This window comes from Bacillus sp. FJAT-29790, from assembly GCF_019039215.1.
GTDB lineage: Bacteria > Bacillota > Bacilli > Bacillales > Cytobacillaceae > Cytobacillus.
The window spans coordinates 289775-313489 of the sequence record NZ_JAHNZZ010000003.1; the positions used below are offsets into that span (position 1 = coordinate 289775).

Sequence of the window (23715 nt, forward strand, 5' to 3'; positions counted from 1 at the left end):
TCCGCCTGCGGGGTCTCCCGCTTCCCTCTATTCCCGCAGGAGTCAAGTGCCCTCCGCTCCAATCAACTCAGAGTTTTAAATAAAAATCGCATTATAAAAGCAACAAACTTTACGGAAACAGCCTTTCTTTAAAAGCATGAAGGAATGAAAAGGTTGCTTTTATTTATTTTTCATCCTTCATTTTGGATAAACTGATTAATCATCTCATTTAATTTAACCGCAGCCTTTGTAGGAATCTGATGCTTTTCATTTTCGAAAAACCTTAATTCATTACATAGCAATTTTTCGTGCAAAAGGTTGGCATAATTAAGAAATGATTTATCTTTCGTGCCGTAGACCAGTAAAATAGGGTGATCAATATTTTGGAGCTGACCGGTACAATTATATTGCAAGCTATACTGGTAATACTGCTTGATATTCCTTGCATCTCCTTTTAGTGCCTCTTTATGCAGCTTTCTAAACGCCTCTTTTGTATTGGCATTGCTCCATGAAATGGATAACGACAGAATAGGAAGTGTTCTAGCTTTCGCAAGTTTAACTGCTAAAGAAATCTTCTGTCTTAGTTTCCGATCATTCACTTCAGACATTCCACTAATGATAATGCCCCCGAATGCCCTTCCTGGGTAAGTAAGCAAATATTCCAATACAATCGTTCCCCCGGTAGAATAACCGCAAATGAAGGCTTTATTAATTCCCAGTTCATCCAACAGCTGTCGAATATCTTCGGCAATTAGCCGATAAGTTATTGCTTTATTTGAGTACTGGCTCCTTCCATGACCTCTCATATCAAAGGCAATAACTTTAAAATTTCGAGATAATTCTTCTATTTGGTACATAAAATTGGCGCTTGTGAGTAATGGCGGATGAATAAAAACAATAGGGATCCCCTCGCCCTTAACGGTATAATACAAGCTTATACCGTCCACATCCAATATAGGCATGTTTCTAATCACCTCAATAATATAATTTTCAGGTTTAAATTGGCGCTCTATTCTATGAGGATAGCTTTTAAAAAAATCCTATATTTTGTATGTATTTTTCCTCTTTGTTAAATGACGATTTCGGCATTCACCCTCTGAATAAGAAAAGCACAAAGCGCCCGCTAGAGCTAATTAAACTTGCTTATTTTTCCTTCTTACTTCTTCCATTAAATAGCTAACAAAAGTATCGTCTCTTACAAGCCAAGCTGCATAATTTCTCTTTAGGAAACTTTCCCCTTCTTCAAAACTTGTAAAGGTTCGTTCCATTTTTGTTTTATTTTTTTCAATCACCCAATCACGATCATTTTCTTGGTAAAGCAGAAAAGTCTCTTCCTGGTTTTTATACAAGGAACCGAATAAAGAATGTTTCAAGTTATAACGATTTCGCTTCGCATCTTCCCGTAGTGGTTCTAAGTGAAATGTCTCCACCACAAAACGCTTGTATGCTTCATTTGATAAGGAGCAACCGGAAGCTTTTGCATGCCCGCCTCCACCGAAATGACCAGCTACTTCAGACACGTCAATATGATCGTGGATCGTTCGAAATCCTACTCGCTTTCCCCCTATATTTAAAATTACAATATAATCAAGATGAGGATATTCTTTCCCGAGCTCATTTCCAAGCTCCGAGTGATACGATTCCGCATAAATAATACCAGCAAAATAACCGTCCACTTGAGTCTGAACAATCTCCCTCCTTTTCCTTCGGATGTATCGCTCGATTTTATCCTCTTCCATATCCAGTATTTTCATTTCAAACTCATCAAAGTGGAAGTGATTGCTTGTTTTCAGCCGGTTGATCATTTTTTCTTCAAATTCTTCAATCGAAACTAGAAAAAAGAGAGCATTGAGCCGATGAGCTTGTTGATTATCATTTTTCTCCCACTCCCATGTATCATACTGTCTTACAAGCTCCACAAATTCTGCTGTTGCATTCGATGGCTCCATTAATTGATGAGTAACGAGATATTCGTACAATAAGGAAGTGGCTGACGTTAATTTTCCTTCATCGTCCTCCACTAAGACATGCCCCCACTCATATTCATTAAAATGAAGAGCTGTTTTATGATGATCAAGCAGCTGGACTTTCCCCTCCGCCTGATAAAATGCATCAAGTCTCTTTTCATTCTCTTCATTTACAGACAAATCTGTAATAATTAAAAATGTATCTTTATGATCATTTTCTAAAAACCATTCAACTTCTCGGTCAAGACCAGAAACAGAATTATACCTGACCTTTACTTGCTCACCAAAAGCGAGCTTCGCTAAAATCCCACATCCGACTCCATCCAAATCATTATGAGACAACAGCTTATACATGTTTTTCACCTCAGAAAGTAGTATGGTTTCAAAAGGTGAAAATTATTGATAATCAAAGAGTATTTCTTTCTAAGTGATGAAAATATTCTTCCTAATCCTGCAAATAATCGTTATGGAACTTCCATTTTTTCTTACGCAATGATCCTTTATGATAAATTGCATTTAATATTGCTATACTAATCCTAAACTATTAAACGGAGGATTATTGATGTCCAGCGAAGAGGAAATACAAAAAGTTCTACAACGATTGGCTGAATCGGAACAATTAATAAATTTCCACACCCCCATCAAAATAACGCCTGACCTTAAAACCTACCTGAATTACTATAGATTTAATATTGAAAATGTGGATTATCATTTTGGAAAGATTGAAATTGACGCGACCAAAGTCATGGTCCAAATGTTTTCACCGGAACAAAGTATCGGAACTGTCATATTACTACACGGTTACTTAGATCATGTTGGTATTTTAAAAAATATCATACAACATTTAATTGATCATCAATACCGGGTTATCAGTTATGATTTACTAGGTCATGGTCTATCGGAAGGAGAAAAGGCTTCGGTAAATAGCTTTTCCGATTATGTTTTGACGCTTGAAAAGCTGATGAAAAAGACAAGAAGAGAAATATCCGGTCCTTTCTATGGGATTGGTCATAGTACAGGCGGGGCAATATTGATTAATTATGTTTTAAAGCTGGAAGAATTTCATTTTGACAAAGTTATTTTGATTGCCCCTTTAATCAGATCAAACTTTTGGCTTTTTTCTAAAGTAAGTTATTATCTTATGAAACCTTTCCCATTCATTAAGGAGATACGTAGACATTTTCGCGAAAACTCCTCAGATGAACAATTTCTGGACTTCATCAAAAATGATCCATTGCAGTCAAAAGCCATTCCTATAAACTGGTTACATTCGCTTATCCACTGGAATAAGGAAATTCAAACCTATAATCCGACAAACAAAAAAACCTTATTAATTCAGGGAACGAAAGACAAGACAGTGGAATGGGAATATAACCTTAACTTTATAAAAAAAAGGTTTCCTAATTTACATATCACTCTTATCAACAATGGTAGACATCAATTATTTAATGAGAAACCTGAAATTCGAGATGAAGTTTTTAGAAATATAGTGTCATTTTTAATAAGTACATAGCAAAAACACTATAAATGCCCTAACATCCATGCGCTAAACGCAATTTTTTGAGAATACTGTGTGCTTGCTTCGAAATTATCAAAACATTGCCAGCATCTTTATTCCCCTGAAAGCAAATATTAGATGGTGGAAGGTGAAAAACATTGCTTTCCAAATTCTCTTAGGGAAGTGTATAAAATTGAATAACTGGATACCATTGCTTTTCAGGATAGGAAGAAAACAAAACATTTTAAATATGTTTGGCAGAAGAAGAAACAATAAAGGAATGATGTGGGCGTCCTTGTTAGGTCTAGGAGTTAGTGCAGCTGCTTATGGCTTTGGAAGAAATCGAAACAAAAATAAGCAGAATCCTGTTCAAAACTTAATGAACAATTTTCAATTTAAAAATGCTGGACAAATTCCAAAAATGGCCAATTTAACGGAGTTTGCAAAGGAATTAGTACCTAACAAAAGCTCAGATACAAACAAATAGAGTTTCTTTTTGTTTGGCTCTTTTCGCATATATTGTTGATTTTAGCCTTGAAAGTTTGCCCGTTGATTTCCATATAAAATCACACTAAAAAAAGCAACAAAGTTTACGAAAACAGCCTTTTGTTTAAATTGCCCACTGAAATGTGGGCATTTATTAATTTTGCGAAATAAAAAGTGCCCGATTATGAAAAGGAGAGTTTTCATCGGACACTTTTGAACGTTCTAATGACATAAAAAAAAAGAATACAGAAACCACTTGGAATTCATAGTAATCGTAAGTATCTTCATTATAGTTGATTTTTATACCTTTTTTTATTATTGCTTGTATTGTGGTTCTTCCTGTTCGACTTGCTGAATACGTGGAGATAGTTGGTCAATGATAAGTTGTGTTTGTTGGGCCGTATTTTGATACAGCTGTTTTGCCCTCTGGTTGTCAGTTTCAAGTGCAAATCCTTCTAAGCTTGCTTGCGCAGTTTTTAATCCTGATAACGTTTGTTTAAGGTTATTGATTACTGTCATTTGGGATTCCTCCTTGTAATGTATATAGCGCACATCCATTAATTTCACCTTAATATTTCAATATATGAAAGGTAATAAAATCCTTATCAACGATTGGAAAAATGTTAAGTCCTTATAGCCATATCCTGTTATACATATTTACATTTATATATGGAAAAACTATTTTTGATATTAGGAGAAAAATGGAGGAGGACATTCTTATGGACTACAGAGTATTTAGAGCGATTAACCAGTTTGCTGGTCGTTATCGGCTTTTAGATATGATTATGATAACTATTTCTCAAAAAGTTCGTTATTTGTTTGTCCTTATATTAATCCTAATGTGGTTTCGTAATCACTATCATAAAAAGATTACTTTGTTTACAGGAATTTCAGTCGGGATAACATTCCTTCTGAATAAAATAATCAAACAATTCTATTTTAAACCTCGTCCATTTTTGAATCTTTGGGTACATTTGTTACCCCCGTCTCCATCAAAAAGAGATTCTTCATTTCCAAGTAAACACACCACTCTTGCATTTGCAGCAGCAACTTCTGTCACTTTTTATAAGCGTGTCTTAGGTTGTATCATGTATCTTTTAGCTTTCTTTGCAGGATTCTCTCGTATTTGGATGGGACAGCATTATCCATCTGATATCATCTGCAGCGCTTTACTAGGAAGTTTGATCAGTGTAGTTGTTAAGATTACTGAACGAGTATGGAATCCAGTTATTAAAAGATTTAAACATTCTATATTAAAAAACACGTAATAAGGGAACTCCATTATTTGCCCGTTGATTTCCGCTGCGGGCACTTGCTTTCCGCGGGGAGGGACGGGAGCCTCCTCGGCGTTACCGCCTGTGGGGTCTCCCGTTCCCTCTATCTCCCGCTGGAGTCAAGTGCCCTCCGCTCCAATCAACTCAGATTATTAAATAAAAATCGCATTATATAAAAGCAACAAACTTTACGAAAACAGCCTTTAATTAAAACCCTGTTAATTTTATAAATTCATTTTCGAACTAACTGTTCTATATAATCATAATCAATTAAATTATCTACTGAAGTGTAGAAAAATCCTTTATACCTTATCGTATCATTAGAGTTTATTATTAACTCTTTAATCGTTTTTCCTTTTTTATCAAAAATAGTTGTTCTAAAGCTATAACCCATATATCCAACTGAAGGTTTCCCCTTTTGGAATGTTACTTCATTCAGATTATTGATAATATAATTAATATCGGTTTCATCAGTAATTTCTATGTCATATCCTGTGTTCCCGTCGAAAACAGCTACTTTAGAAACATTGGATGTGTCTACGCTCATGACTTTATGAGGAATATAAGTCAAAGAAAAAATCAAAAGTAAAATTAATGGGATGGCTATTATAATCCATTTTATTTTTTTCAAAGCAAACACTCCTCTCTACACACTTTCTTAACACTTGCTATTGAATTGCCTTTTTACGAATTATTAAATAATCACGCTTTTTTACTTTACTATTTATTTTAACATAAATTTACAATGGTCTTTCTCTTTTTAAAAAGCAAGTTGGAAATATATAGCGAATAACCTTGAAATTAACATCATAATTCGAGTAATGACAATAATTGTTATCAATCAACTATTTGGTATCTATTTACATTGTTAATTTGGATTAATTTTTGATAAGAATATTATTATAACAACGAAAAGAGCATATCAATTTTACTATGTTAATTGATATGCTCATTCGTATGCTATTTACAATGTTTCTCCACAAAAACAGAACTACTTATCTTTTAGAAATGAGCCTTTTTTTATCCCGCTCGTTGTACGTTTTTCTATCTTTTGTTTAAGGCTCATAGAATTTTTATTCCTTGACTCTTATTAACCTCAAGGAATTTATAACCACAATAAGTGTAGCTCCCATATCCGCAAAGATCGCCATCCATAAGGTTAACCAGCCTGGAACAATTAAAATTAACGCTAGAAGCTTCAGCCCCAGAGCAAATGTGATGTTTTGCATAATAATTCCTAATGTTCTTCGGCTTAATTGAATCGTATAAGGGAGTTTATTTAAGTCATCTGCCATTAATGCGATATCCGCTGTTTCTATGGCTGTATCAGTTCCTGCACCACCCATCGCAATCCCAACTGTTGCAGCTGATAACGCTGGCGCATCGTTTACTCCATCCCCAACCATCGCTACTTTACCATATTGTTCTTTAAGTGATTTAATGGTTTCTAATTTATCCTGTGGCAGCAATTCGGCCTTAACTTCACTTAATCCAACTTGTTTACCAATTGCTTGACCTGTTGCTTGATTATCCCCGGTCAACATAATCGTTTTTTGAATACCGATATCAAGTAATTTGCGAATGACTTTAGAACTGCTGTCTCGCACTTGATCGGCAACAGCAATCAGCCCGATGATATCTTGTTTTGTTCCTAGTAACATCACCGTTTTCCCCTGATTTTGCAATGTTTTGACTTCCTCTTGAACAGAAGATGGAAGACTAACCATTTCGTTGAATAACTTCGGATTTCCAATGTAATACATTGTATCTTTTACGGTTGCTCTTGCGCCCTTACCCGTAATGGATTGGAAATCTTCAGCAGAGTAATCGTTTAACGAAATCCCTTTTTCTTCTGCTTTTCTAATGATTGCGGATGCTAATGGATGCTGAGAAAACCTTTCAATCGCCATTGAAATGCCTAATACTTCGCTTTCATCCATATTATTAAAAACTTTGATTTCCGTAACTTCTGGTGTTCCTTTCGTTAATGTGCCGGTTTTATCAAAAGCAATGACCTTTAAACGACCTGCTTCTTCTAAATGGATTCCACCTTTGATTAATACGCCTTTTTTTGCAGCATTCCCTATCGCAGTAACAATCGCAACGGGTGTTGATATAACTAGCGCACAAGGGCATCCTACTACAAGAACAGCTAACCCTCGATAGATCCATTCTGACCAAGCTCCACCCATAAATAAAGGAGGGACAATCGCTATTAAAAGAGCAATTGCGATAATGGCCGGTGTATAGTATTTCGCAAACTTATCTACAAACGCTTGCGAAGGTGCACGTTCCGCCTGTGCTTCTTCAACTAAGTGGATGATTTTTGAAATCGTCGTATCTTCGACTCGTTTTGTAACTTTCACCTCTAATGATCCTTCTTCATTCAAGGTACCTGCGAATACTTCATCACCAACAGTTTTTAAAACAGGAATAGATTCCCCCGTAATGGCCGCTTGATTGATAGACGATTGTCCTTGCACAACTTCCCCATCCATCGCCAGCTTTTGACCGGGCTTAATAATTAAGATATCCTCCACTAAAATATCTTCAACATCCAATTCCATTTCTTGATCGCCCCGTCTAACGAATGCCCTTTTCGGAGCGATTTCCATGAGAGAACGAATGGACCTGCGGGCTTTATCCATTGAGTAACTTTCTAAGGCTTCACTTAATGCGAATAAAAAGACAACAACAGCCCCCTCACTCCACTCGCCTATAATGGCAGCACCGATAATGGCAATTGTCATTAGCGTTTTCATATCAAATTGCAGTTTCGTAAGGTTTTTTAAGCCTACTTTAAAAAGATCAAACCCGCCAATCAAAATAGATAAAGCAAAAATGAGGATTGTTGTCAGGTGGTTATCTCCTAAAGAATACATCGACACATATCCAAAAATAAGGAAGACAAGAGAAGTCATCGTATTTTTGTTTTCAGCTTTCTTCCAGAATGGAATTTTTATCTCTTCTATCCTTTGATGCTCTGGCAGCACTTTAATTCCATCAAAAGCTCCTGCTTCTTCTATTTGTTCAACCGTTGCTTCCCCGATTACGGTTAATTTTGACGCTCCAAAATTTAATTGCACATCATTTACCGTCTGAATTTCACGAATATTCTTTTCGAATTTCGCCGCACAATTGGTGCAAGAAAGACCTTGTAAACGGTATGTTTGTTTGCTATCTTCCAGTGCTTCCCCCATGATTTACACCTTCTTTTGAATGAATTAAAGCAATGGAAACTAATTGATGAACATGTTCATCCTCCAATGAATAAAAGACAAGTTTTCCTTCTTTGCGATATTTAGCTAAACCCATATTCCTTAATAAACGTAAATGGTGGGAGGCGGTTGCTGTTGAAGATCCAATAATATTCGCAACATCACATACACATAATTCTTCCTCTAAAGTTAAGGCATATGCAATTTTAATTCTGGTTGAATCAGACAAAGCTTTAAAAAGTAATTCAACCCCATTCACCTCATCCACTTGCTTCTTCAGACGATTCACTTTCTCTTCATCAAAGCAAAATGTCTCACATGTGTCATTACGGATTGCGCTTACGATCTTCTCACTCATAAAATCCACCTCATTCAAATAACTGTTTGATTGTAATTATATTTTTATTCTATGCAAGGTTTTCAAATATGTCAAAACTTTATTCAAATGATTTTTTGAATATGATTATTACTCAGTTACCTTTATCTTGCTTTTGGCTCTCTTTAGTCATGAGATTCAAACCCAATGTTAAGGAGTTTACATCGTTTACAAATATTTAGTTAGTTATGTCTTATTATTTGGTGGTATAGTGGAATAAACTTGAACTTGAATAGTTAATAATTGCCATGATTTTGTTAGATACAAACGCCTAAACATTGAGAGGAAGATGTATAATTGGGGAAGTTTTTTACAAAATCTAATGTTGCACTTTTACTTTTAATCATTATCTGGGGTGTTAGCTGGCCAATATATAAACTAGCTGTGCCATATACGCCTCCGTTATTATTTGCAGGCATGCGTGCATTGATTGGCGGTCTTTTATTAGCGGCCTTTTTATTTAATATGCGAAGCAAAATCAATTGGCGTGAAAAATGGCCGAAATACTGTATTTCGGCATTATTAAATTCGGTTCTCTTTTTCGGGTTACAGACATTCGGGCTTATCTATTTGCCAGGAGGACTACTTTCAGTTCTCGTTTATTTTCAGCCAGTGCTACTTGGCCTGTTTGCTTGGATTTGGCTTGGAGAAAAAATGTCACCTATTAAAATAATGGGTCTGCTTATCGGATTTCTCGGAATAGTAGTTGTCAGTGTGGACGGATTAACCATTCATATATCTGCCATTGGTGTTATTTTAGGTTTGCTTACAGCTTTGAGCTGGGCACTCGGGGTCACATATGTGAAGTTGGTAAGCTCTGAAGTCGACGCTTTTTGGATGGTGGCTCTACAGTCTATCATCGGCGGAGTTATTCTTACAGCAACTGGTACAATATTTGAGAGCTGGACCGATATTGTTTGGAATGACGCATATCTTTTCGGACTCGGATATGGCGCAATTTTTGGAACCGCATTAGCATTTGTTATTTACTATAAACTTGTCAATGCAGGAGAAGCGAGCAAAATAGCTTCTTTCACATTTCTTGTTCCAATTATTTCAGTATTTACGGGGACTGTATTTTTAGGTGAGTCAGCTACATACACACTAATTATTGGATTGCTGTTAGTCGTCATTAGTATTTATTTTGTGAACTATCCCAAAAAGATGATAGACACTTCATTATTCAATAAAGCTAAAGGCAATTATAAAATGTAACAGCTTCAGGCTTCAGATCCCCAAATGGGAGATTAGTCACCCGTTACTATTTTGAGTAGCGAGCTAAAAATAAATTTTACCCTTCTCGTCAGTTAGTTTAATAAAGGAGATTTGGTTCTCTTATGAAAAAGACTATTTCCCTTCCTGCGGATTGTAAACCGAACCCATGAATAATATTGTACTTGTTTCATTATCTGTAATCGCAATGAAAAATGGTCGGTTTACTTCCATAAAGAATGGCGCCTCGGGACAAGGGGTACAGTTTACCGTCCCCACGTCCCCTCTCTTCAATACATTCCAACACTTTATTGATATGTTTGTTGTTCTTTTCGATAAATCACTATATAAACCCCCTTCTAATATTCTTTAATTAGTCCAAAAAAATCGTTTAGATTTTAATAAGCAAAATCTCCATCTTCAAGTATCTCCTTAATTTTTTTCAAGTCTTTCTTATTTGCCTGCATCATCATTGTGGACATAAACGGAGCAAATAACTTTGAAAAACCTGTCGGATTCCCCTTGTTCCGTAAAGTCATTCGTGTAATATTGTCATCGATCGCTTCCCATGTGTATGTTGTCTCCATCGGAAATGGTCCGTCTGCAGTTCTCATGACAAGTTTTTGACCTTGTATAAACTCTGCAATTTCGTAAACATATGCAAGTTGCCGCCCCAGAAAATGTGCCTTAAATGCGATACGTGAACCAATTGTCATTGGTTTTTGAGTTTGCCATTCTGCTGAATGAATATTTACATACCATTTAGGCGCATTATCAGGATTAGCTGCATACTCCGAAACTTTATCAAGTGGGCATTGAATTTTTATTTCCGTTATAACATCTACCATTTTTATTCCCTCCAAATTTTTTAGCAAGGTTCGAAACATTAATATGGTAATCTATAATCGTTCCCAAAATTGAACCTATTGGACTCGATTATTGTAGAATGTTCTATAAATTAGTAAAAACAGTAGCAATAGGTTGATTGCTACTGTTTTTAGAAGTAATAATATTGAAAGCTTTTATTCCTATTTTCTCAACTTTCATGATCATCTCGAATTTGATTATTAATTTTGTTCTACATAGTTTTTTAGCAATGTGCAAACCTAAACCAGTACCACCAGTTTCTCTGCTCCTTCCCCTTACAAAAAGGTTACTAGCTTTTTGTAAATGGATAATTAGAATTAAGGTTTTTTAAACCTTATTGGACTTACCATTAAGAGTGCGAGGATTAAAGTAATCCATGCATTGCTGTATAAAAAAAATCCCATACCAGCCAACGGTAATCCGGCAGCTGGAATTGGTAATCCTTTAAAATAACCAATAGTTGGTTTAACACTAAATTTCGCTAATCTTAATGCCCCCATCGTTGGGAAAAGGAGAAATGCTAAAGAAGTTAATAATGATGGTGCTGCTATTGAATGAAATAGAAGTGCTGGAGCAACTCCAAAACTTACAATATCAGCTAAGGAATCCAACTCCACACCAAATTCGCTGTTCACCTTTAACTTTCTTGCAATCCTTCCATCAAGAAGATCAAAAACAGCTGATAGGAAAATAAAAATGGCAGCTACCTCCAAAAAGCCACTCATATTAAAGGTAATCGAAAGAACACCGCATAATAAATTTCCGAGCGTAAATAAATTAGGAACAACTTTTACTATATGATTAAACAAGGTAGCCCCCCTCCCGACGTTAAAGTCATCCTCCTCATCTATTTAGCATTTTCTATTTACTCTTTCGTTATTCTTTATTTAGCCCTCTTTCAATTCTTGTTGCGCACGCTGCGCAAGTCATCCCAGTAAGGACACACTCGCTAGTATTAATTGAATTTTTGACAAATATAAACAAAAAATCAGGAAATAATATCTTGATAAAAACCTCAAGTTATCATTTTAATTAACTGGATATACTGATTTATGGTCCGCAATAATAGTAATTGTAGACTTCTTCTTATTAAACTCAACGTTTGCACCTGATGTATAATACCAAGTCTTTTTGTTCTTCTCGGCATCAAATAAATTTAATTCCTCTTTAAATTTGATGATTTCTTTAGCATCTTCTTCAGAAATTTTGATAGAAATGACCCACTTATCTTGTTCTGGATGAATATCATATTCATCTGTTTGATAAAATAGTCTGCTTCCAATCGAATGACGAATCAACAACATATTAGACACCACCCAAATCTATCAATAAAAAGAAGGTTTCTTTTGTTGACTTTAAAGTAAGTTCGTTTAGTTCGGTTATACGCGCACTGTCTCTTTTTCCAACAACAACATCTTCTTCTAAAATAAGCTCTCCCTCAATTACAAAAACATACATCTTTCTTCCTTGTTCTTGTTGATAGATGATCTGTTCTCCCGCATCTAATTTGGATAAGTATAATGTAACATCACTATGAATCTTCGCAGCTCCCTTGGTTGGCGTTGAAGAAACAAGTGGTAACAACTTATTCTTCATTTCATCAGGATTATAAGAAATATCCTCATATGAAGGAGGTAACTGCTTTTTGGTAGGTTTAAACCATAGCTGTAAAAAGCTTACTTCCTCTTCTAAAGAAGAATTCATTTCAGAATGGAGTAAACCTGTTCCAGCAGTCATACGCTGAACATTTCCAAATTGTAATACGCCATTATTTCCTAAACTATCCTCATGCTTTAATTGACCATGCAATACAATCGATACAATTTCCGCTTCCCTATGCGGGTGTATGCCAAATCCTTTTCCTGCTTGTACTGTGTCATCATTAAAAACACGAAGTGGACCAAATTGGATATTTTCCTCATCATAGTACTCACCAAATGAAAAACTAAGATTGCTCTCCAACCAATCATTTTTTACTGAGTAACGAGATGCTGCCGGAAATCTCTGAATCATTTATCTCACCCCTAAATATCTCGAATCCAAGATAAATATATATATAAAAAGCCCAACCTGTCAATTTTCACCTACTATCAATAAGGAGGAAAATTTAACGAGTATCCTATGACAGTAAAAACTACAATGTTTTTTCTTAGTTAGGGATGCATCCCTATTCTTTGCCTATTTTCCTGAACAACTATTAAACAATACTTCCATAAAATCGGAATTCGTTTCGCGTACTCTTAGCTACGTATAATGCTTTATCGGCATTTTTAAGGGGCTCTTTGCTGAAATCTCCTTGAATGTAATCATACTGCAATTAATTTCCCCGCTTTATCATATAGATTTTTACATGCTTACAACGCAAAAAAAAATTTTAGTTTGAAATAAATGTTTTTTGGTCACGATATTTACCAACATCATCTTCAAGTTGGAAGACTTTTGTAACTAAATCTATCTCTTGATCTGCATCATTTAAAACTGCTATTTCCTTAATATAAGATAAAGGAGCTTTTAAAAATTGGTTTGCAATACTATTTAAATGTTTGGTTATTACCTTTTTATCACGATTTGATAGGTCTGGTAGCTTTCGATTAATACTTTCCAATGTTTCATTTTTTACACTTGATATTTTATGATTAAGTGCAGAGATAAGAGGAACAACATCTAATAGATTAACCCAATTCATAAATTCATCGATTTCTCCATTAATTAGAGTTAGTATTTTCTTAGCTGCTTTTTTACGCTCCAATAGATTAGTATTAATTATGTCATGTAGATCATCGATATTAAATAAACGAACATTTCCAATATCCTTTATTGCTTCGTCTATACTTCTTGGGACAGAAATATCCATAAAAACAAGTGCTTTATCATTTTGTATTTTTTGAATCATGTCTTGAGTAATTATGAATTTTTCTGCCGAAGTCGCACTAATAACTAAATCAGACTCATTCATTTTAGATTGAAGTTGACCAAATGGTAGGGCCTCGATTGAATAACGTTGCGCTAGTATCCTAGCATTTTCGTAAGTTCTATTAATAACAGAAACTTTATTTGCTCCACTGCCAAGTAAATCTTTTACTAGTAATTCAGACATTTCTCCTGCTCCAAGAACGAGTATAGAAATATCTTTTAGAGTTGTAAAAGTCTCCCTTGCTACCTCTACTGCAGCATAACTCACTGAAACTGTTCTAGACCCTATTTCTGTTTCACTATGCGCCCTCTTTCCAATGGTAACTGCTTTTTTAAACGAATGATTAAGTATAGTCCCAGTTGTATGTTCCTTTTGGGCTAGTAAAAAGCTCGTTCGAACTTGTCCTAAAATTTGCGTTTCCCCTAAAACCTTTGAATTTAAACCACATGTAACTTTAAATAAATGTTTAATTGCAAACTCTTGAATATAGAAAAACAAATATTTAAAGAAATCGACTTTTTCAATTTGAAACCATTCTGCTAGAAAATTTTCAAGTTGAGCTTTTCCAGTTTCAATATCATCAGTTACTGCATAAACTTCAGTTCGATTACACGTTGATAAAATTACATTTTCGTTAATTCCGTTTTTAGATTGTATCCCCTAGTTGGGAAGGACTAAAAGTAAATTTTTCTCGTATTTCAACAGGGGCTGTTTCATGGTTTAGTCCAACAACTATAATATGCATAGATTTCTTAGACGGCTCTTTATATTTCATTTGAATTTTGATTGAACAGTACACTATTTAGTGATAATAACTTACTTCCATTAATCGCAAGATAAACTGCTATTGCTAAAAATGCTAAATCTAATTCATATCCTGCCATTTGGCCATTCCCTAGTAAACCAACTGGAAGTTTAGCTATAATTGTTGCTCCGACCATTAATAGAGCAAATAAAATAGATACAAGTTTAGTAGCAAATCCAATGATAAGCGCTATACCCCCAATTACTTCAAGTAAAGCAACTACATATGCCATAAATCCAGGTATATTAATACTCTCAAACCATCCGACAGTATTCTCAATTCCTCCTTGGAATTTAACTACCCCATGTATAAGAAAGAGTATTCCCAGTGTAATTCGTAAAATAAGTGCTCCAATTTCGTTTTTTTGTACCATTTTTTCTTCCTCCATAAATCTATTTTAGTCATAAATTTTTATACCATTGTGCAGCAGCCTCTACTTCTGTCACATTCAACTGATGACCTCTATTTTCCCTTAATATCTATAACATTTCCAATTGAAGCATCGGACTTGAATCGAAGAAAACCCTTTTCGTCACCAATGTAAGTAAGACCTAATACATTTTCAAGTACATCAGCAGTCTTATTGGGTTGTGCGGAAAATAAAGTTGCCCCAGCAAAACCTTTTATTGCATTCTCCGTTTTAATCCCACCAAAGCTCCAATTATTTATTGGTCCTTCGCTTCTTTCTATTAGTTCAAGTTCAAGACCGTCTAGATCTTTAAATGTTACATATCTTTCTCCAAACCGGATGGAAGACGTGAAATCAACACCCTACTTTTGCAAACGTTCTTCCCAAAATTCTAACGACCCGGGAGGAATGGAGTAGCTTGTGACCCCTACTTGTCCCATTCCAATTCGGCCTTTTAGCTGTTTAAGCCATGAAAAAAAGGTAATAACAGTTCCTGGTTCACCAGTTTCATTTCCAAAATAAAGATGATAGACTTCTGGGCGATCAAAATTTATGGTTTTTTTAATAAGTCTAAGCCCAAGTACACCTGCATAAAAATCAATATTTCTTTGGGCATCGTTGACCATTGCCGTTATATGATGGATACCAGATGTTTTTTGCATCTCATTCTCTCCATTCATTTGGGACAGAGTGACAGGTCCTCGTCCCCTTAAATTTTACTTAAAAATGGTGGGACAAGACACCTGTCCCCTTGACCCTACTTAGGTCGTTCAATCTCAAAAGTTTCTCCGATTTTCGCATAATAGGCACCAGCCAATCGGCTCACGGCAGCTAACCCTCTAGGATCAATTCTCCCGTTTTCGTAGATGTCATCTTCAATATGATATTGAACAACTCTTCCTATGATAAAATCACAACCAGGAGAATTAACTCCTCCCAATTCTAAAGATTGTTCTAGTACACATTCCATTCGAACCTTTGCTTCTTTCACTCCAGGAACTGAGATTCTAACACTTTCAACCGAAGTTAAACCCGCTATCTCTATCTCACTTTGATTTCGAGGTAAAGTTGCAGCTGTTTTATTAATCTTTTCAACATTTTGTTCATCCACAATATGGACTACAAATTCGTTGTTTTTCAAAATATTTTTTGCTGTATCCTTTTGTTTCCCTTGGGACCTTTGTATTGACAATGAAATCATCGGAGGATTTGAGGATACAATATTAAAATAACTAAAAGGTGCTCCATTTAAGACTCCCTCTTCAGAAAGAGTTGTAACGAATGCAATAGGCCTCGGAATAATACTTCCAATTAGAAATTTATAATTTTCTCTTTCTGAAATGGAAGTAGGGTCAATTGAAAGCATCGGATTCATTCCTTTACAAATTAATCTAGTTTTCTCACCTTAATAGGTATTAAACTACGTTCGAGTTGCTCTCTGTATTGCTCATACTGTGCAGGTAACATTAATTGTTCTCCCATTGTTTCGTGTGATTCATCATGTGCGAATCCTGGAGGATCTGTTGCAATTTCAAATAAAATTTCTCCGTGTTCTCTAAAGTAAATCGCATTAAAATAATTTCTGTCTTGTACAGGAGTTACACCATATCCATTTTCTGCAACGTATTTTTGCCAATCCATTTGATCGTTGTCATCAATTGCTCTCCATGCGATGTGATGAACTGTTCCAACACCCATTTGTCCTCTTCCAGTTGGAACTACCTTTAGGTCTATGATATTTCCAATATCAGCAGAAGAACGATAGCGGACAAAATCTCCTTCCTTATCTACGTATTCAAGACCCATCACTTTTTCTAGTAATTCTGCTGTTTTATCTGGATGGGATGAAAATAAAGTTGCTCCACCAAAACCCTTTATAGCTACTTCTGGCGTTACTTCTCCGAATGTCCAAGTATTCATTTCACCTTCTTCTCTCTCAACAATTTCTAGGTGAAGTCCATGTGGATCATCAAATTCCAAATATGTTTCTCCAAATCGTGTGATTTTAGTGTAAGCAATATCAAACTTTTCTAATCTTGATTCCCAAAAATCCAATGCTCCTTTAGGAACAGCATAAGAAGTAACACCTACCTGACCATCACCAATTCTTCCTTGATAGGCACCTGCCCAAGGGAAAAATGTAATAATTGTCCCAGGTTTTCCACCTGCATTCCCAAAATATAAATGATACGTTCCTGGATCATCAAAATTTACGGTTTGTTTAACTAAACGTAATCCTAATACTCCAGCATAGAAATCTACATTCTCTTGTGGATGACCTACTATTGCTGTAATATGATGAATACCCATTGTCTTTTTACTCATTTTTGACTCACTCCTATTTGTGTTTTTTTATATTTGACAAATTTACTTTCAGGTTTTACAAAATAAATAAAATCATTCAAATTTCATATTAAGCCTTTAATTAAAGTATCTCTAATTCAAGATATATTACCAAAAAAACGTCAATACTTAATTGACCTAGACCGAGGAAAGCTTTTGTTCCCTCCCATTTTTATTAATTATCTACCTTTTCTTTTACTCTTTTTAATAGGTCTACCAGATTATCTACGTCATGGGAATTTAGTGAATCAAAAATATTATCAACAAAACTCTCATGTTCAGGCATAATTCTATTCATCAATTCTCTTCCAGCAACAGTCAACGATACATGTATAGCTCGTCGATCATCTGGACAAGCACTTCGCTTTAGTAATCCTTTTTGTTCTAATTTATCGATTACATATGTCATAGAACCACTTGTAATCAATACGCTCTTACCAATTTGATGAATAGTTTGTTTACCCTTATGAAAAAGTACTTCTAGTACTGAAAAGTCAGTTATGCTTAAGTTGTTTTTCAACATATCATCTCTAATTCTATCTTGGATAGCTCTCGATGTTTGCATTAAAATCAAAAACGGTTGGTTTGTGCATTTTCTTTCCACACTGACATCTCCTAAAAAACATCTCTAATTAAATTATCTCAATTTCAAGATAATGATATTACATAAAAAAGCATGTGTCAATAACTTTTTTACATTTATCCACTATACTCCCTTTTTACTTTTTACTCTTTGGTGGAATCCCTTTTGGTAACTAATATAAGTTTTTTATTCTTTTCCTTTTATCTCCTATCTTTTATTTTTTTAATTTCGAATATTTTTTTATGAATAATGGAAAACTATTTAATTGCTAGAATACTAATAATTAGGTGTATCTAGTGATACAAAATAATTGAGACGTTTCCCAGATTGTGAGTAATATCAAGTTTTAAATTAAAGCATTTCTTTTGCCAATTTATCTTGAATTCAATATAATTACCTTGAATTCAAGATAAATATATTGAATTCAAAATAAAAAAGAAGGATGGATGAATAGTATGACGAAAGTTGGTATTATCCTTGGTAGTCTTCGTAAAAATTCTTTTTCAAAACAAGTTGCTGATAACGTAGTACCTTTATTCCCAAAAGGATATGTAACAGAGTTTGTTGAAATTGGCAACCTACCATTTTTTAACCAAGATTTTGAAGGAGACCTAGGAACTCCTGCAGAATATACTGCATTCCGTAATACAATCAAAGAATTAGACGCGGTATTATTTGTAACACCTGAATATAACCGTTCTATCCCAGCTGTATTAAAGAATGCACTTGATGTAGCATCTCGCCCTTATGGAGAAAGTGTTTGGAGTGGAAAACCTGCAGCAATCATTAGCCAATCTCCAGGTGCTCTTGCTGGATTCGGTTCAAACCATCACTTACGTCAAGTACTTTCATTTTTAAATATGCCCGTTGTTCAACAACCAGAAGCATATATCGGTTCTGTACATGAATTATTAGATGAAAATGATAAGCTGAATGAAGGAACAGTAGAATTCCTACAAGGTTTCGTTAATGAATTCGTTGAATTAATCAAGAAATATCAATAAGCTAAATCATTAATAAATGAATTTCCTCCATATCAAATGATATGGAGGAAATTTATTATCTTTTTAAACTACCTTCCTTGATTACTTTCGCTATTAATGATGTCTCATATTTAATTACTGTATTGGTATCCACTTCTTCCCATTACACCTCACTCCAGTCAATTTTGTTATTTTTTTGATTGTAACATGCTTTTGAGGTATTTTATTCGAGCTGAGATCATAATTAATCCCCAAGTCTTTGCTGATCCTCCACAATCTGGCTCTATTACTGAAATGGCACAATTCCTCTTCAAGAATTGCGCCCGATTGCGGAAGATCAAGATAATGATTATGATTGCTGCCTTTAGCTTGTCTAACTAACGTACCAGTTAGCTGAAGAAGATTCTACTTATTCAACAGGTATCCAAATTTCCATTTCATATTCATCTGTTTCTTCTTTCCCGTACATATTAGTGTCTACTATTTCAATTTCGGGCATTCCTTCTTTTATTCTATATCCTTCCTTATCAAATTTCTTCCATAATTCCCCGTAAGTATTTGGAATTTCTTTAACGTGACCATGTTTGAATACAACATATTTTTGTGTAGGAAAGGTATGTAAAGTCATTCCTTGTTCAACTTTGTGGAAATCAACAGACTCTATCTCAATTCCACAGGTATAGAAATAATGGTCACTTCTTGGAGGAAGGCATACTCCTACTATTTTATCTACATTGTTTTCACTGATAAATTTATACGATTTTTCCCATAGTTCTGGAATTGGATGAACAATATCACCACTCCATTTTCCTGCCGCACTAAAACCTACTAACACAAATGAACTCTTTATAATTTCTTTAAATTCCATATTTAACGCCCTATAGCAAGGACCATTAAATTTTGTACTCTAGCTGCTTCTTTTACCCCAAATAAATTGGCTAAATAAAATATGGTCAGAACTACAGCAGCGATTAATTTTGAACTTAGTCCAGGAACAAGTGCTAAGAAATAATCAGCAAAGGATAAGGCATACATGGCTATGGAAATGTTAGTTACAATAAAGATAATAGTATAGAACCCGGCAAATCGCTTCCCAACCAGCAATGCTCCTGCTGTATAAAATCCACCCCTCATTCGGACGGTTCCACTAAGGACAATCTGAGTTAAAGACATCAAAACAACCAATAGTGCAGCAACCATAAACGCAATGTTTACAGACTTACCAGTCATACCAATTGCTATCCCAGCTAATGCAAAAATCCCAGCTCCGATAATTTGTCCAACGGCAATGGACATTAAGTCTCCTCTGCCTAAAACTCTCTTTAAATCTTTGGTTGAAGACTTTTTGTGTTCTACCACCGGAGCAGTTACTGTCGTTATTTTTTCTTCCATACCCTTTCCCCCCTCGATTGACCCTATTTAGATTCTTTATTTATGGGATAGACAACTTTTCTAGGCTTTTAATAGACTTTTAGATTCAACATCCTGAAATTCCACGGCAATTCTTTCAAGTGCTTCTTTAATGAGTGGTCGAGGAGATGGAATGCAAATTCTTTGGTATTGTAAACCTTCTTCCCCAAACATCCATCCATCTTCTAATAAAACATTTGCTTTGTTATAAATACGATCATGAACTTCTTCTGGCGAAATACCATATCCACTAAAGTCCATCCACATCACATAAGTTCCCTCTGGAATTCTCACTTTAACTTGAGGCATTTTTTCAGCTAAGAAATTGACTACCCATTCCATTGTGCCGTCGATGTATTCTTTCAATTGGTCTAACCAATCTTCCCCCTCATTGTATACAGCGATAAGTGTAGATATCGTAAATGGCGATGGTAATTGCATGCCCATAGTATCACTGAATATTTTTCTAAGCTCTGGATTCGATATAATCATATTTGTACAATGAAGCCCTGCTACATTAAATGTTTTGTTAATAGCTGTACAAGTGAGAATATGGTCTGTATTGTTCACTGCTTTTGCGATTGGATAAAACGTTTGGTCTTTCCTGATCAAATCTCCATGAATTTCGTCTGCGACTATGAGAACATTATGTTCTGCACAAATATCTGAAAGCCTTTTCAATTCTTCTTGAGTAAAAATTCTTCCGGTCGGATTATGTGGATTGCAAAGAATGAACATCGTTGTCGTTTCTTCTTTGGCTTTTGCTTCAAAATCTTCAAAGTCAATTGTGTAATATCCTTCTGAATCACATTTCAGTGCATTGTTTCGAACAACTCTTCCATTTCCTTCGACGGCAGCTGTGAACGGTGGATAGACAGGGCGTTGAATAATGACACCGTCTGCAGGATTGGTCAATGCTCTTACAGCTACATTTAAGGCATGGACTGTTCCCGGACTGTAGACAATTTCTTCTCTTTTGATTGTCCAATCATGCCTTTTTTTAAACCAATGCTGAATCGATTCATAGTACTCATCTGGGAAAACAGAATATCCAAAAATCCGATGATCCACTGTTTTATGTAGTGCATCGATTAATGGCTGTGGTACAGGCAAATCCATATCAGCAGTAAATAAAGGAATTGTCTCACTATCATACTTTTCCGTATAGCCAACAGCTTTAATTAATTCCTCCCCATCCCATTTTAAGGAATAAGTATTGCGGCGATTGATAATTTCATCAAAATTATATTTCACCATGTTTCTCCTCCTTTTAATAGATTAAAACGCTCACATAATATCCAATAAAAATAGTTTAGCACCTAAACAGTTTATCGTCAACGAAAATTTAAAATATTAAAAAATACTTTTAAACCCCAAGTAAAATGCCTAACTTAGCCATTGGTGATGAGGTTGAAGTGCAACTGAATATGGTATAATACTGGTAGCCAAATAATAAAAATGATTAAAGGTGAAATAAAATGAAAAGAGAAGAAGTTGTTTATCAGCTGATGGAATCCATTTACGAAGTTTCTCGTAATCAGAGTCAATATGAAAGCATACCTAGGAAGTACGGTACGGACGATGAACTGTATATGGTTGAAGTACATACAATTAATTTAATTGGAGAAAAGATAAAAACAAATACCTCAGAGCTTGCCAAGCTTACTAATAAAACAAAAGGTGCTATTTCCCAAATGGTCGATAAACTTGTAAAAAAAGACTTGGTATTAAAATATAAAAACCCAACTAATAGTCGAGAAGTCATTATAGAATTATCGGAAAAAGGCAACCAAGTTTTTCAATATCATAAGAAATTAGATAAAATGGAATATACGAAAATATTAAATCAACTTGAAGAATTTTCAACAGAGGACTTTATAAAGTTTATAAAAATTTCCTCCATAGTTAGCGATATTACTAGGAAATCGATTAAAAATAAATATAGTTAGTACTGTTGCTTAAAGAATAATGTTTGATCAAATTGATACTAATAACCTTGATAAACGAACAAAAAGAAAGAGCGTGTTTTGAAAAAAAGATTGATCAAAACACGCTCTTAATATATTCAATTGAATCATTCTTTTATAAAAAAGATTTGTCATTTCTGTGATCCTTCCTCAATTAAATGGCCCTTTACATGAAGAAAGACACTTTCCTTATATCAGAAAAGCGCCCTATTCTGGAAGATCATCATACAGTCATTTAGTGCTACTCTCTTCTTAAATTACTTTATTGAACGTCACTCGATAATTAGAAAATACAACGATTTTTTATTCTATTTAGCATTCAAACTAAACAGTCTACATACTATGAGTTTTGTCTATTGCTTCACGTAGTGCTTTAGCTAATTTGATTGGATCGTCATTTGCCCAAAAATGCATAAAAAATAGTCGGGGATTCTCGGTTAACATATGATTATGTAAAGCAGTTACTTCAATACCATGATTACGTAACGTACTAGCAACAGGATTTACCTCTTCTGCAGTAAGTACAAAATCACCAGTTATTGCTGCTGTCCCATTTTTCGTGAGCTGAAAATTGATCCCTGTTGATACCCCCATAGCAGGAGGTATTTCCATGCCATTTTCCATGATTTTTTCTAACCTAGGAATACTTATATGATAAACGCCACCACTAACTGTACCTTTATGTCTAAATATTTTATCAAGCTTTTGTTTATCAATGGAAAAGACATGCGAATCATCTGGTAGTTTGTCGTTCCATGGTATTTTTGTTAGTTTCAATGCGCTTTAGCTAATTGAACTGGATTACCTTGCCCTTCAATATGTAAATACATAATCCGAGGTGACTCACCTAGTAAATGATTGTGTAGTGCAGAAACCTGAATTCCTTCATGAAAAAGTTGATTCATGACAGGCTGAATTTCGTTTTCTGTAAGAACTAAATCACCCATAACCATTGTTTGATTATCAATTTGTTTAAAAGCTATCCAGCCCCCTAAGGCTAAACCAGTCTGAATTGGTATTCCTTTGACTGTTACTTTCAAATCACTACGTGGAAGGCTGATATAAAAAACTTCACCTGGCTTCATCACACCTGATTTTCCCAGCGCTTCCTCAACTAGTTTCCAATTTCCTTTCTGTGGTAAATGATTTGTTGAATCGATGTGATTAGGAGAGGAAGAGTTTTTCATCGCATGAATCAAGGGATTCGATGTAAAATTATAGATCAAAACAACAACTAAAAAAGCAACTATAGTATATTTCCATTTGTACATAGAGTAACTCTCCTTTAGAGTATAGTGAAATATTAGGAAACGATATTATAATTCCCCATTCATCCTTTTTCTTGCACATAACACTCATTAGTCAAGAAGAGTTAAAGAAAAATAGCAAAGGACTATTTTTTTAAAAGCAACAATTACTCAATT

Annotated in this window: 27 protein-coding genes and 1 pseudogene; 6 read left to right on the forward strand and 22 right to left on the reverse strand. The window is 34.8% G+C overall.

Annotation, left to right across the window (positions count from 1 at the left end; translation table 11 throughout):
- Positions 1-170: 170 nt before the first annotated feature.
- A complete protein-coding gene (locus BGM26_RS18105) occupies positions 171-941 on the reverse strand; it encodes an alpha/beta fold hydrolase (RefSeq protein WP_217041698.1) in 771 nt (256 codons plus the stop codon).
- Between the two features lie 171 nt (positions 942-1112).
- Positions 1113-2300 carry a DHH family phosphoesterase gene (locus tag BGM26_RS18110; RefSeq protein WP_217041699.1) on the reverse strand — a complete coding sequence of 396 codons (1188 nt, stop codon included), beginning with the start codon at positions 2298-2300 and terminating at the stop codon, positions 1113-1115.
- 208 nt (positions 2301-2508) lie between these two features.
- On the opposite strand from BGM26_RS18110, the gene BGM26_RS18115 reads away from it, so the two are divergent.
- On the forward strand, positions 2509-3459 hold the full coding sequence (locus BGM26_RS18115; protein ID WP_217041700.1) for an alpha/beta hydrolase: 951 nt from the start codon (positions 2509-2511) through the stop codon (positions 3457-3459).
- 178 nt (positions 3460-3637) lie between these two features.
- Positions 3638-3931, forward strand: coding sequence for a hypothetical protein (locus BGM26_RS18120; RefSeq protein WP_217041701.1), 294 nt, complete (start codon positions 3638-3640; stop codon positions 3929-3931).
- 314 nt (positions 3932-4245) lie between these two features.
- On the opposite strand, the gene BGM26_RS18125 is transcribed toward BGM26_RS18120, so the two are convergent.
- On the reverse strand, positions 4246-4449 hold the full coding sequence (locus BGM26_RS18125; RefSeq protein WP_217041702.1) for a DUF1657 domain-containing protein: 204 nt from the start codon (positions 4447-4449) through the stop codon (positions 4246-4248).
- Positions 4450-4649: 200 nt separating this feature from the next.
- Between BGM26_RS18125 and BGM26_RS18130 the strand changes: the two genes are divergently transcribed.
- Positions 4650-5198 carry an undecaprenyl-diphosphatase gene (locus tag BGM26_RS18130; protein ID WP_217041703.1) on the forward strand — a complete coding sequence of 183 codons (549 nt, stop codon included), beginning with the start codon at positions 4650-4652 and terminating at the stop codon, positions 5196-5198.
- 238 nt (positions 5199-5436) lie between these two features.
- Here the strand turns inward: BGM26_RS18130 and BGM26_RS18135 are convergent, their stop codons facing one another.
- From BGM26_RS18135 to BGM26_RS18145, 3 genes are all read right to left on the reverse strand, one after another.
- The gene (locus BGM26_RS18135) at positions 5437-5844 is read right to left on the reverse strand and encodes a hypothetical protein (protein ID WP_483297817.1); all 408 of its coding nucleotides are present in this window, start codon (positions 5842-5844) and stop codon (positions 5437-5439) included.
- A 433-nt stretch (positions 5845-6277) separates the two neighbouring features.
- Positions 6278-8404, reverse strand: coding sequence for a heavy metal translocating P-type ATPase (locus BGM26_RS18140; RefSeq protein ID WP_217041705.1), 2127 nt, complete (start codon positions 8402-8404; stop codon positions 6278-6280).
- The gene (locus BGM26_RS18145) at positions 8382-8780 is read right to left on the reverse strand and encodes an ArsR/SmtB family transcription factor (protein ID WP_217041706.1); all 399 of its coding nucleotides are present in this window, start codon (positions 8778-8780) and stop codon (positions 8382-8384) included. The genes BGM26_RS18140 and BGM26_RS18145 overlap by 23 nt, the downstream gene beginning before the upstream one ends.
- Positions 8781-9095: 315 nt before the next feature.
- On the opposite strand from BGM26_RS18145, the gene BGM26_RS18150 reads away from it, so the two are divergent.
- The gene (locus BGM26_RS18150) at positions 9096-10013 is read left to right on the forward strand and encodes a DMT family transporter (protein ID WP_217041707.1); all 918 of its coding nucleotides are present in this window, start codon (positions 9096-9098) and stop codon (positions 10011-10013) included.
- A 132-nt stretch (positions 10014-10145) separates the two neighbouring features.
- Here the strand turns inward: BGM26_RS18150 and BGM26_RS21750 are convergent, their stop codons facing one another.
- The 11 genes and pseudogenes from BGM26_RS21750 to BGM26_RS18205 all read right to left on the reverse strand — a co-directional run bounded on the left by BGM26_RS21750 (position 10146) and on the right by BGM26_RS18205 (position 17952).
- Entirely contained in the window at positions 10146-10289 is a 144-nt protein-coding gene (locus BGM26_RS21750) for a serpin family protein (protein WP_367949358.1), read from the reverse strand.
- Between the two features lie 119 nt (positions 10290-10408).
- The gene (locus tag BGM26_RS18160; protein WP_217041709.1) at positions 10409-10858 is read right to left on the reverse strand and encodes an SRPBCC family protein; all 450 of its coding nucleotides are present in this window, start codon (positions 10856-10858) and stop codon (positions 10409-10411) included.
- A 336-nt stretch (positions 10859-11194) separates the two neighbouring features.
- The gene (gene pssA / locus BGM26_RS18165) at positions 11195-11686 is read right to left on the reverse strand and encodes a CDP-diacylglycerol--serine O-phosphatidyltransferase (RefSeq protein WP_217041710.1); all 492 of its coding nucleotides are present in this window, start codon (positions 11684-11686) and stop codon (positions 11195-11197) included.
- 219 nt (positions 11687-11905) lie between these two features.
- Positions 11906-12181 carry a hypothetical protein gene (locus tag BGM26_RS18170; protein WP_217041711.1) on the reverse strand — a complete coding sequence of 92 codons (276 nt, stop codon included), beginning with the start codon at positions 12179-12181 and terminating at the stop codon, positions 11906-11908.
- A 1-nt stretch (position 12182) separates the two neighbouring features.
- Positions 12183-12890, reverse strand: a complete 708-nt coding sequence (locus BGM26_RS18175) for a pirin family protein (RefSeq protein WP_217041712.1) — start codon at positions 12888-12890, stop codon at positions 12183-12185.
- A gap of 361 nt (positions 12891-13251) precedes the next feature.
- Positions 13252-14448, reverse strand: a complete 1197-nt coding sequence (gene hemA, locus BGM26_RS18180) for a glutamyl-tRNA reductase (RefSeq protein ID WP_367949362.1) — start codon at positions 14446-14448, stop codon at positions 13252-13254.
- A 107-nt stretch (positions 14449-14555) separates the two neighbouring features.
- A complete protein-coding gene (locus BGM26_RS18185) occupies positions 14556-14969 on the reverse strand; it encodes a DoxX family protein (RefSeq protein WP_217041713.1) in 414 nt (137 codons plus the stop codon).
- A 98-nt stretch (positions 14970-15067) separates the two neighbouring features.
- Positions 15068-15667 (reverse strand): annotated as a pseudogene (locus tag BGM26_RS18190) (VOC family protein); the annotation flags it as partial.
- Positions 15668-15762: 95 nt separating this feature from the next.
- The gene (locus BGM26_RS18195) at positions 15763-16371 is read right to left on the reverse strand and encodes a flavin reductase family protein (protein WP_217041714.1); all 609 of its coding nucleotides are present in this window, start codon (positions 16369-16371) and stop codon (positions 15763-15765) included.
- 20 nt (positions 16372-16391) lie between these two features.
- On the reverse strand, positions 16392-17330 hold the full coding sequence (locus BGM26_RS18200; RefSeq protein ID WP_217041715.1) for a ring-cleaving dioxygenase: 939 nt from the start codon (positions 17328-17330) through the stop codon (positions 16392-16394).
- Between the two features lie 193 nt (positions 17331-17523).
- Positions 17524-17952, reverse strand: coding sequence for a MarR family winged helix-turn-helix transcriptional regulator (locus BGM26_RS18205; protein ID WP_217041716.1), 429 nt, complete (start codon positions 17950-17952; stop codon positions 17524-17526).
- Positions 17953-18386: 434 nt separating this feature from the next.
- On the opposite strand from BGM26_RS18205, the gene BGM26_RS18210 reads away from it, so the two are divergent.
- Positions 18387-18935 (forward strand): NADPH-dependent FMN reductase, encoded by a 549-nt coding sequence (locus BGM26_RS18210; RefSeq protein ID WP_302053263.1) that lies wholly within the window; start codon positions 18387-18389, stop codon positions 18933-18935.
- A 388-nt stretch (positions 18936-19323) separates the two neighbouring features.
- On the opposite strand, the gene BGM26_RS18215 is transcribed toward BGM26_RS18210, so the two are convergent.
- The 3 genes from BGM26_RS18215 to BGM26_RS18225 are packed head-to-tail and all read right to left on the reverse strand — an operon-like array spanning position 19324 to position 21578.
- The gene (locus tag BGM26_RS18215) at positions 19324-19782 is read right to left on the reverse strand and encodes a GyrI-like domain-containing protein (protein WP_217041718.1); all 459 of its coding nucleotides are present in this window, start codon (positions 19780-19782) and stop codon (positions 19324-19326) included.
- Positions 19783-19784: 2 nt separating this feature from the next.
- Positions 19785-20306 (reverse strand): amino acid permease, encoded by a 522-nt coding sequence (locus BGM26_RS18220; protein ID WP_254119686.1) that lies wholly within the window; start codon positions 20304-20306, stop codon positions 19785-19787.
- Between the two features lie 60 nt (positions 20307-20366).
- Positions 20367-21578 (reverse strand): MalY/PatB family protein, encoded by a 1212-nt coding sequence (locus tag BGM26_RS18225; RefSeq protein WP_217041803.1) that lies wholly within the window; start codon positions 21576-21578, stop codon positions 20367-20369.
- A gap of 224 nt (positions 21579-21802) precedes the next feature.
- Between BGM26_RS18225 and BGM26_RS18230 the strand changes: the two genes are divergently transcribed.
- Entirely contained in the window at positions 21803-22273 is a 471-nt protein-coding gene (locus BGM26_RS18230) for a MarR family winged helix-turn-helix transcriptional regulator (protein WP_217041719.1), read from the forward strand.
- Between the two features lie 351 nt (positions 22274-22624).
- On the opposite strand, the gene BGM26_RS18235 is transcribed toward BGM26_RS18230, so the two are convergent.
- Complete coding sequence (locus tag BGM26_RS18235; RefSeq protein WP_217041720.1) at positions 22625-23068, reverse strand: DUF1259 domain-containing protein; 444 nt, start codon at positions 23066-23068, stop codon at positions 22625-22627.
- The gene (locus tag BGM26_RS18240; protein ID WP_217041721.1) at positions 23065-23562 is read right to left on the reverse strand and encodes a DUF1259 domain-containing protein; all 498 of its coding nucleotides are present in this window, start codon (positions 23560-23562) and stop codon (positions 23065-23067) included. The genes BGM26_RS18235 and BGM26_RS18240 overlap by 4 nt, the downstream gene beginning before the upstream one ends.
- Between the last annotated feature and the right edge of the window lie 153 nt (positions 23563-23715).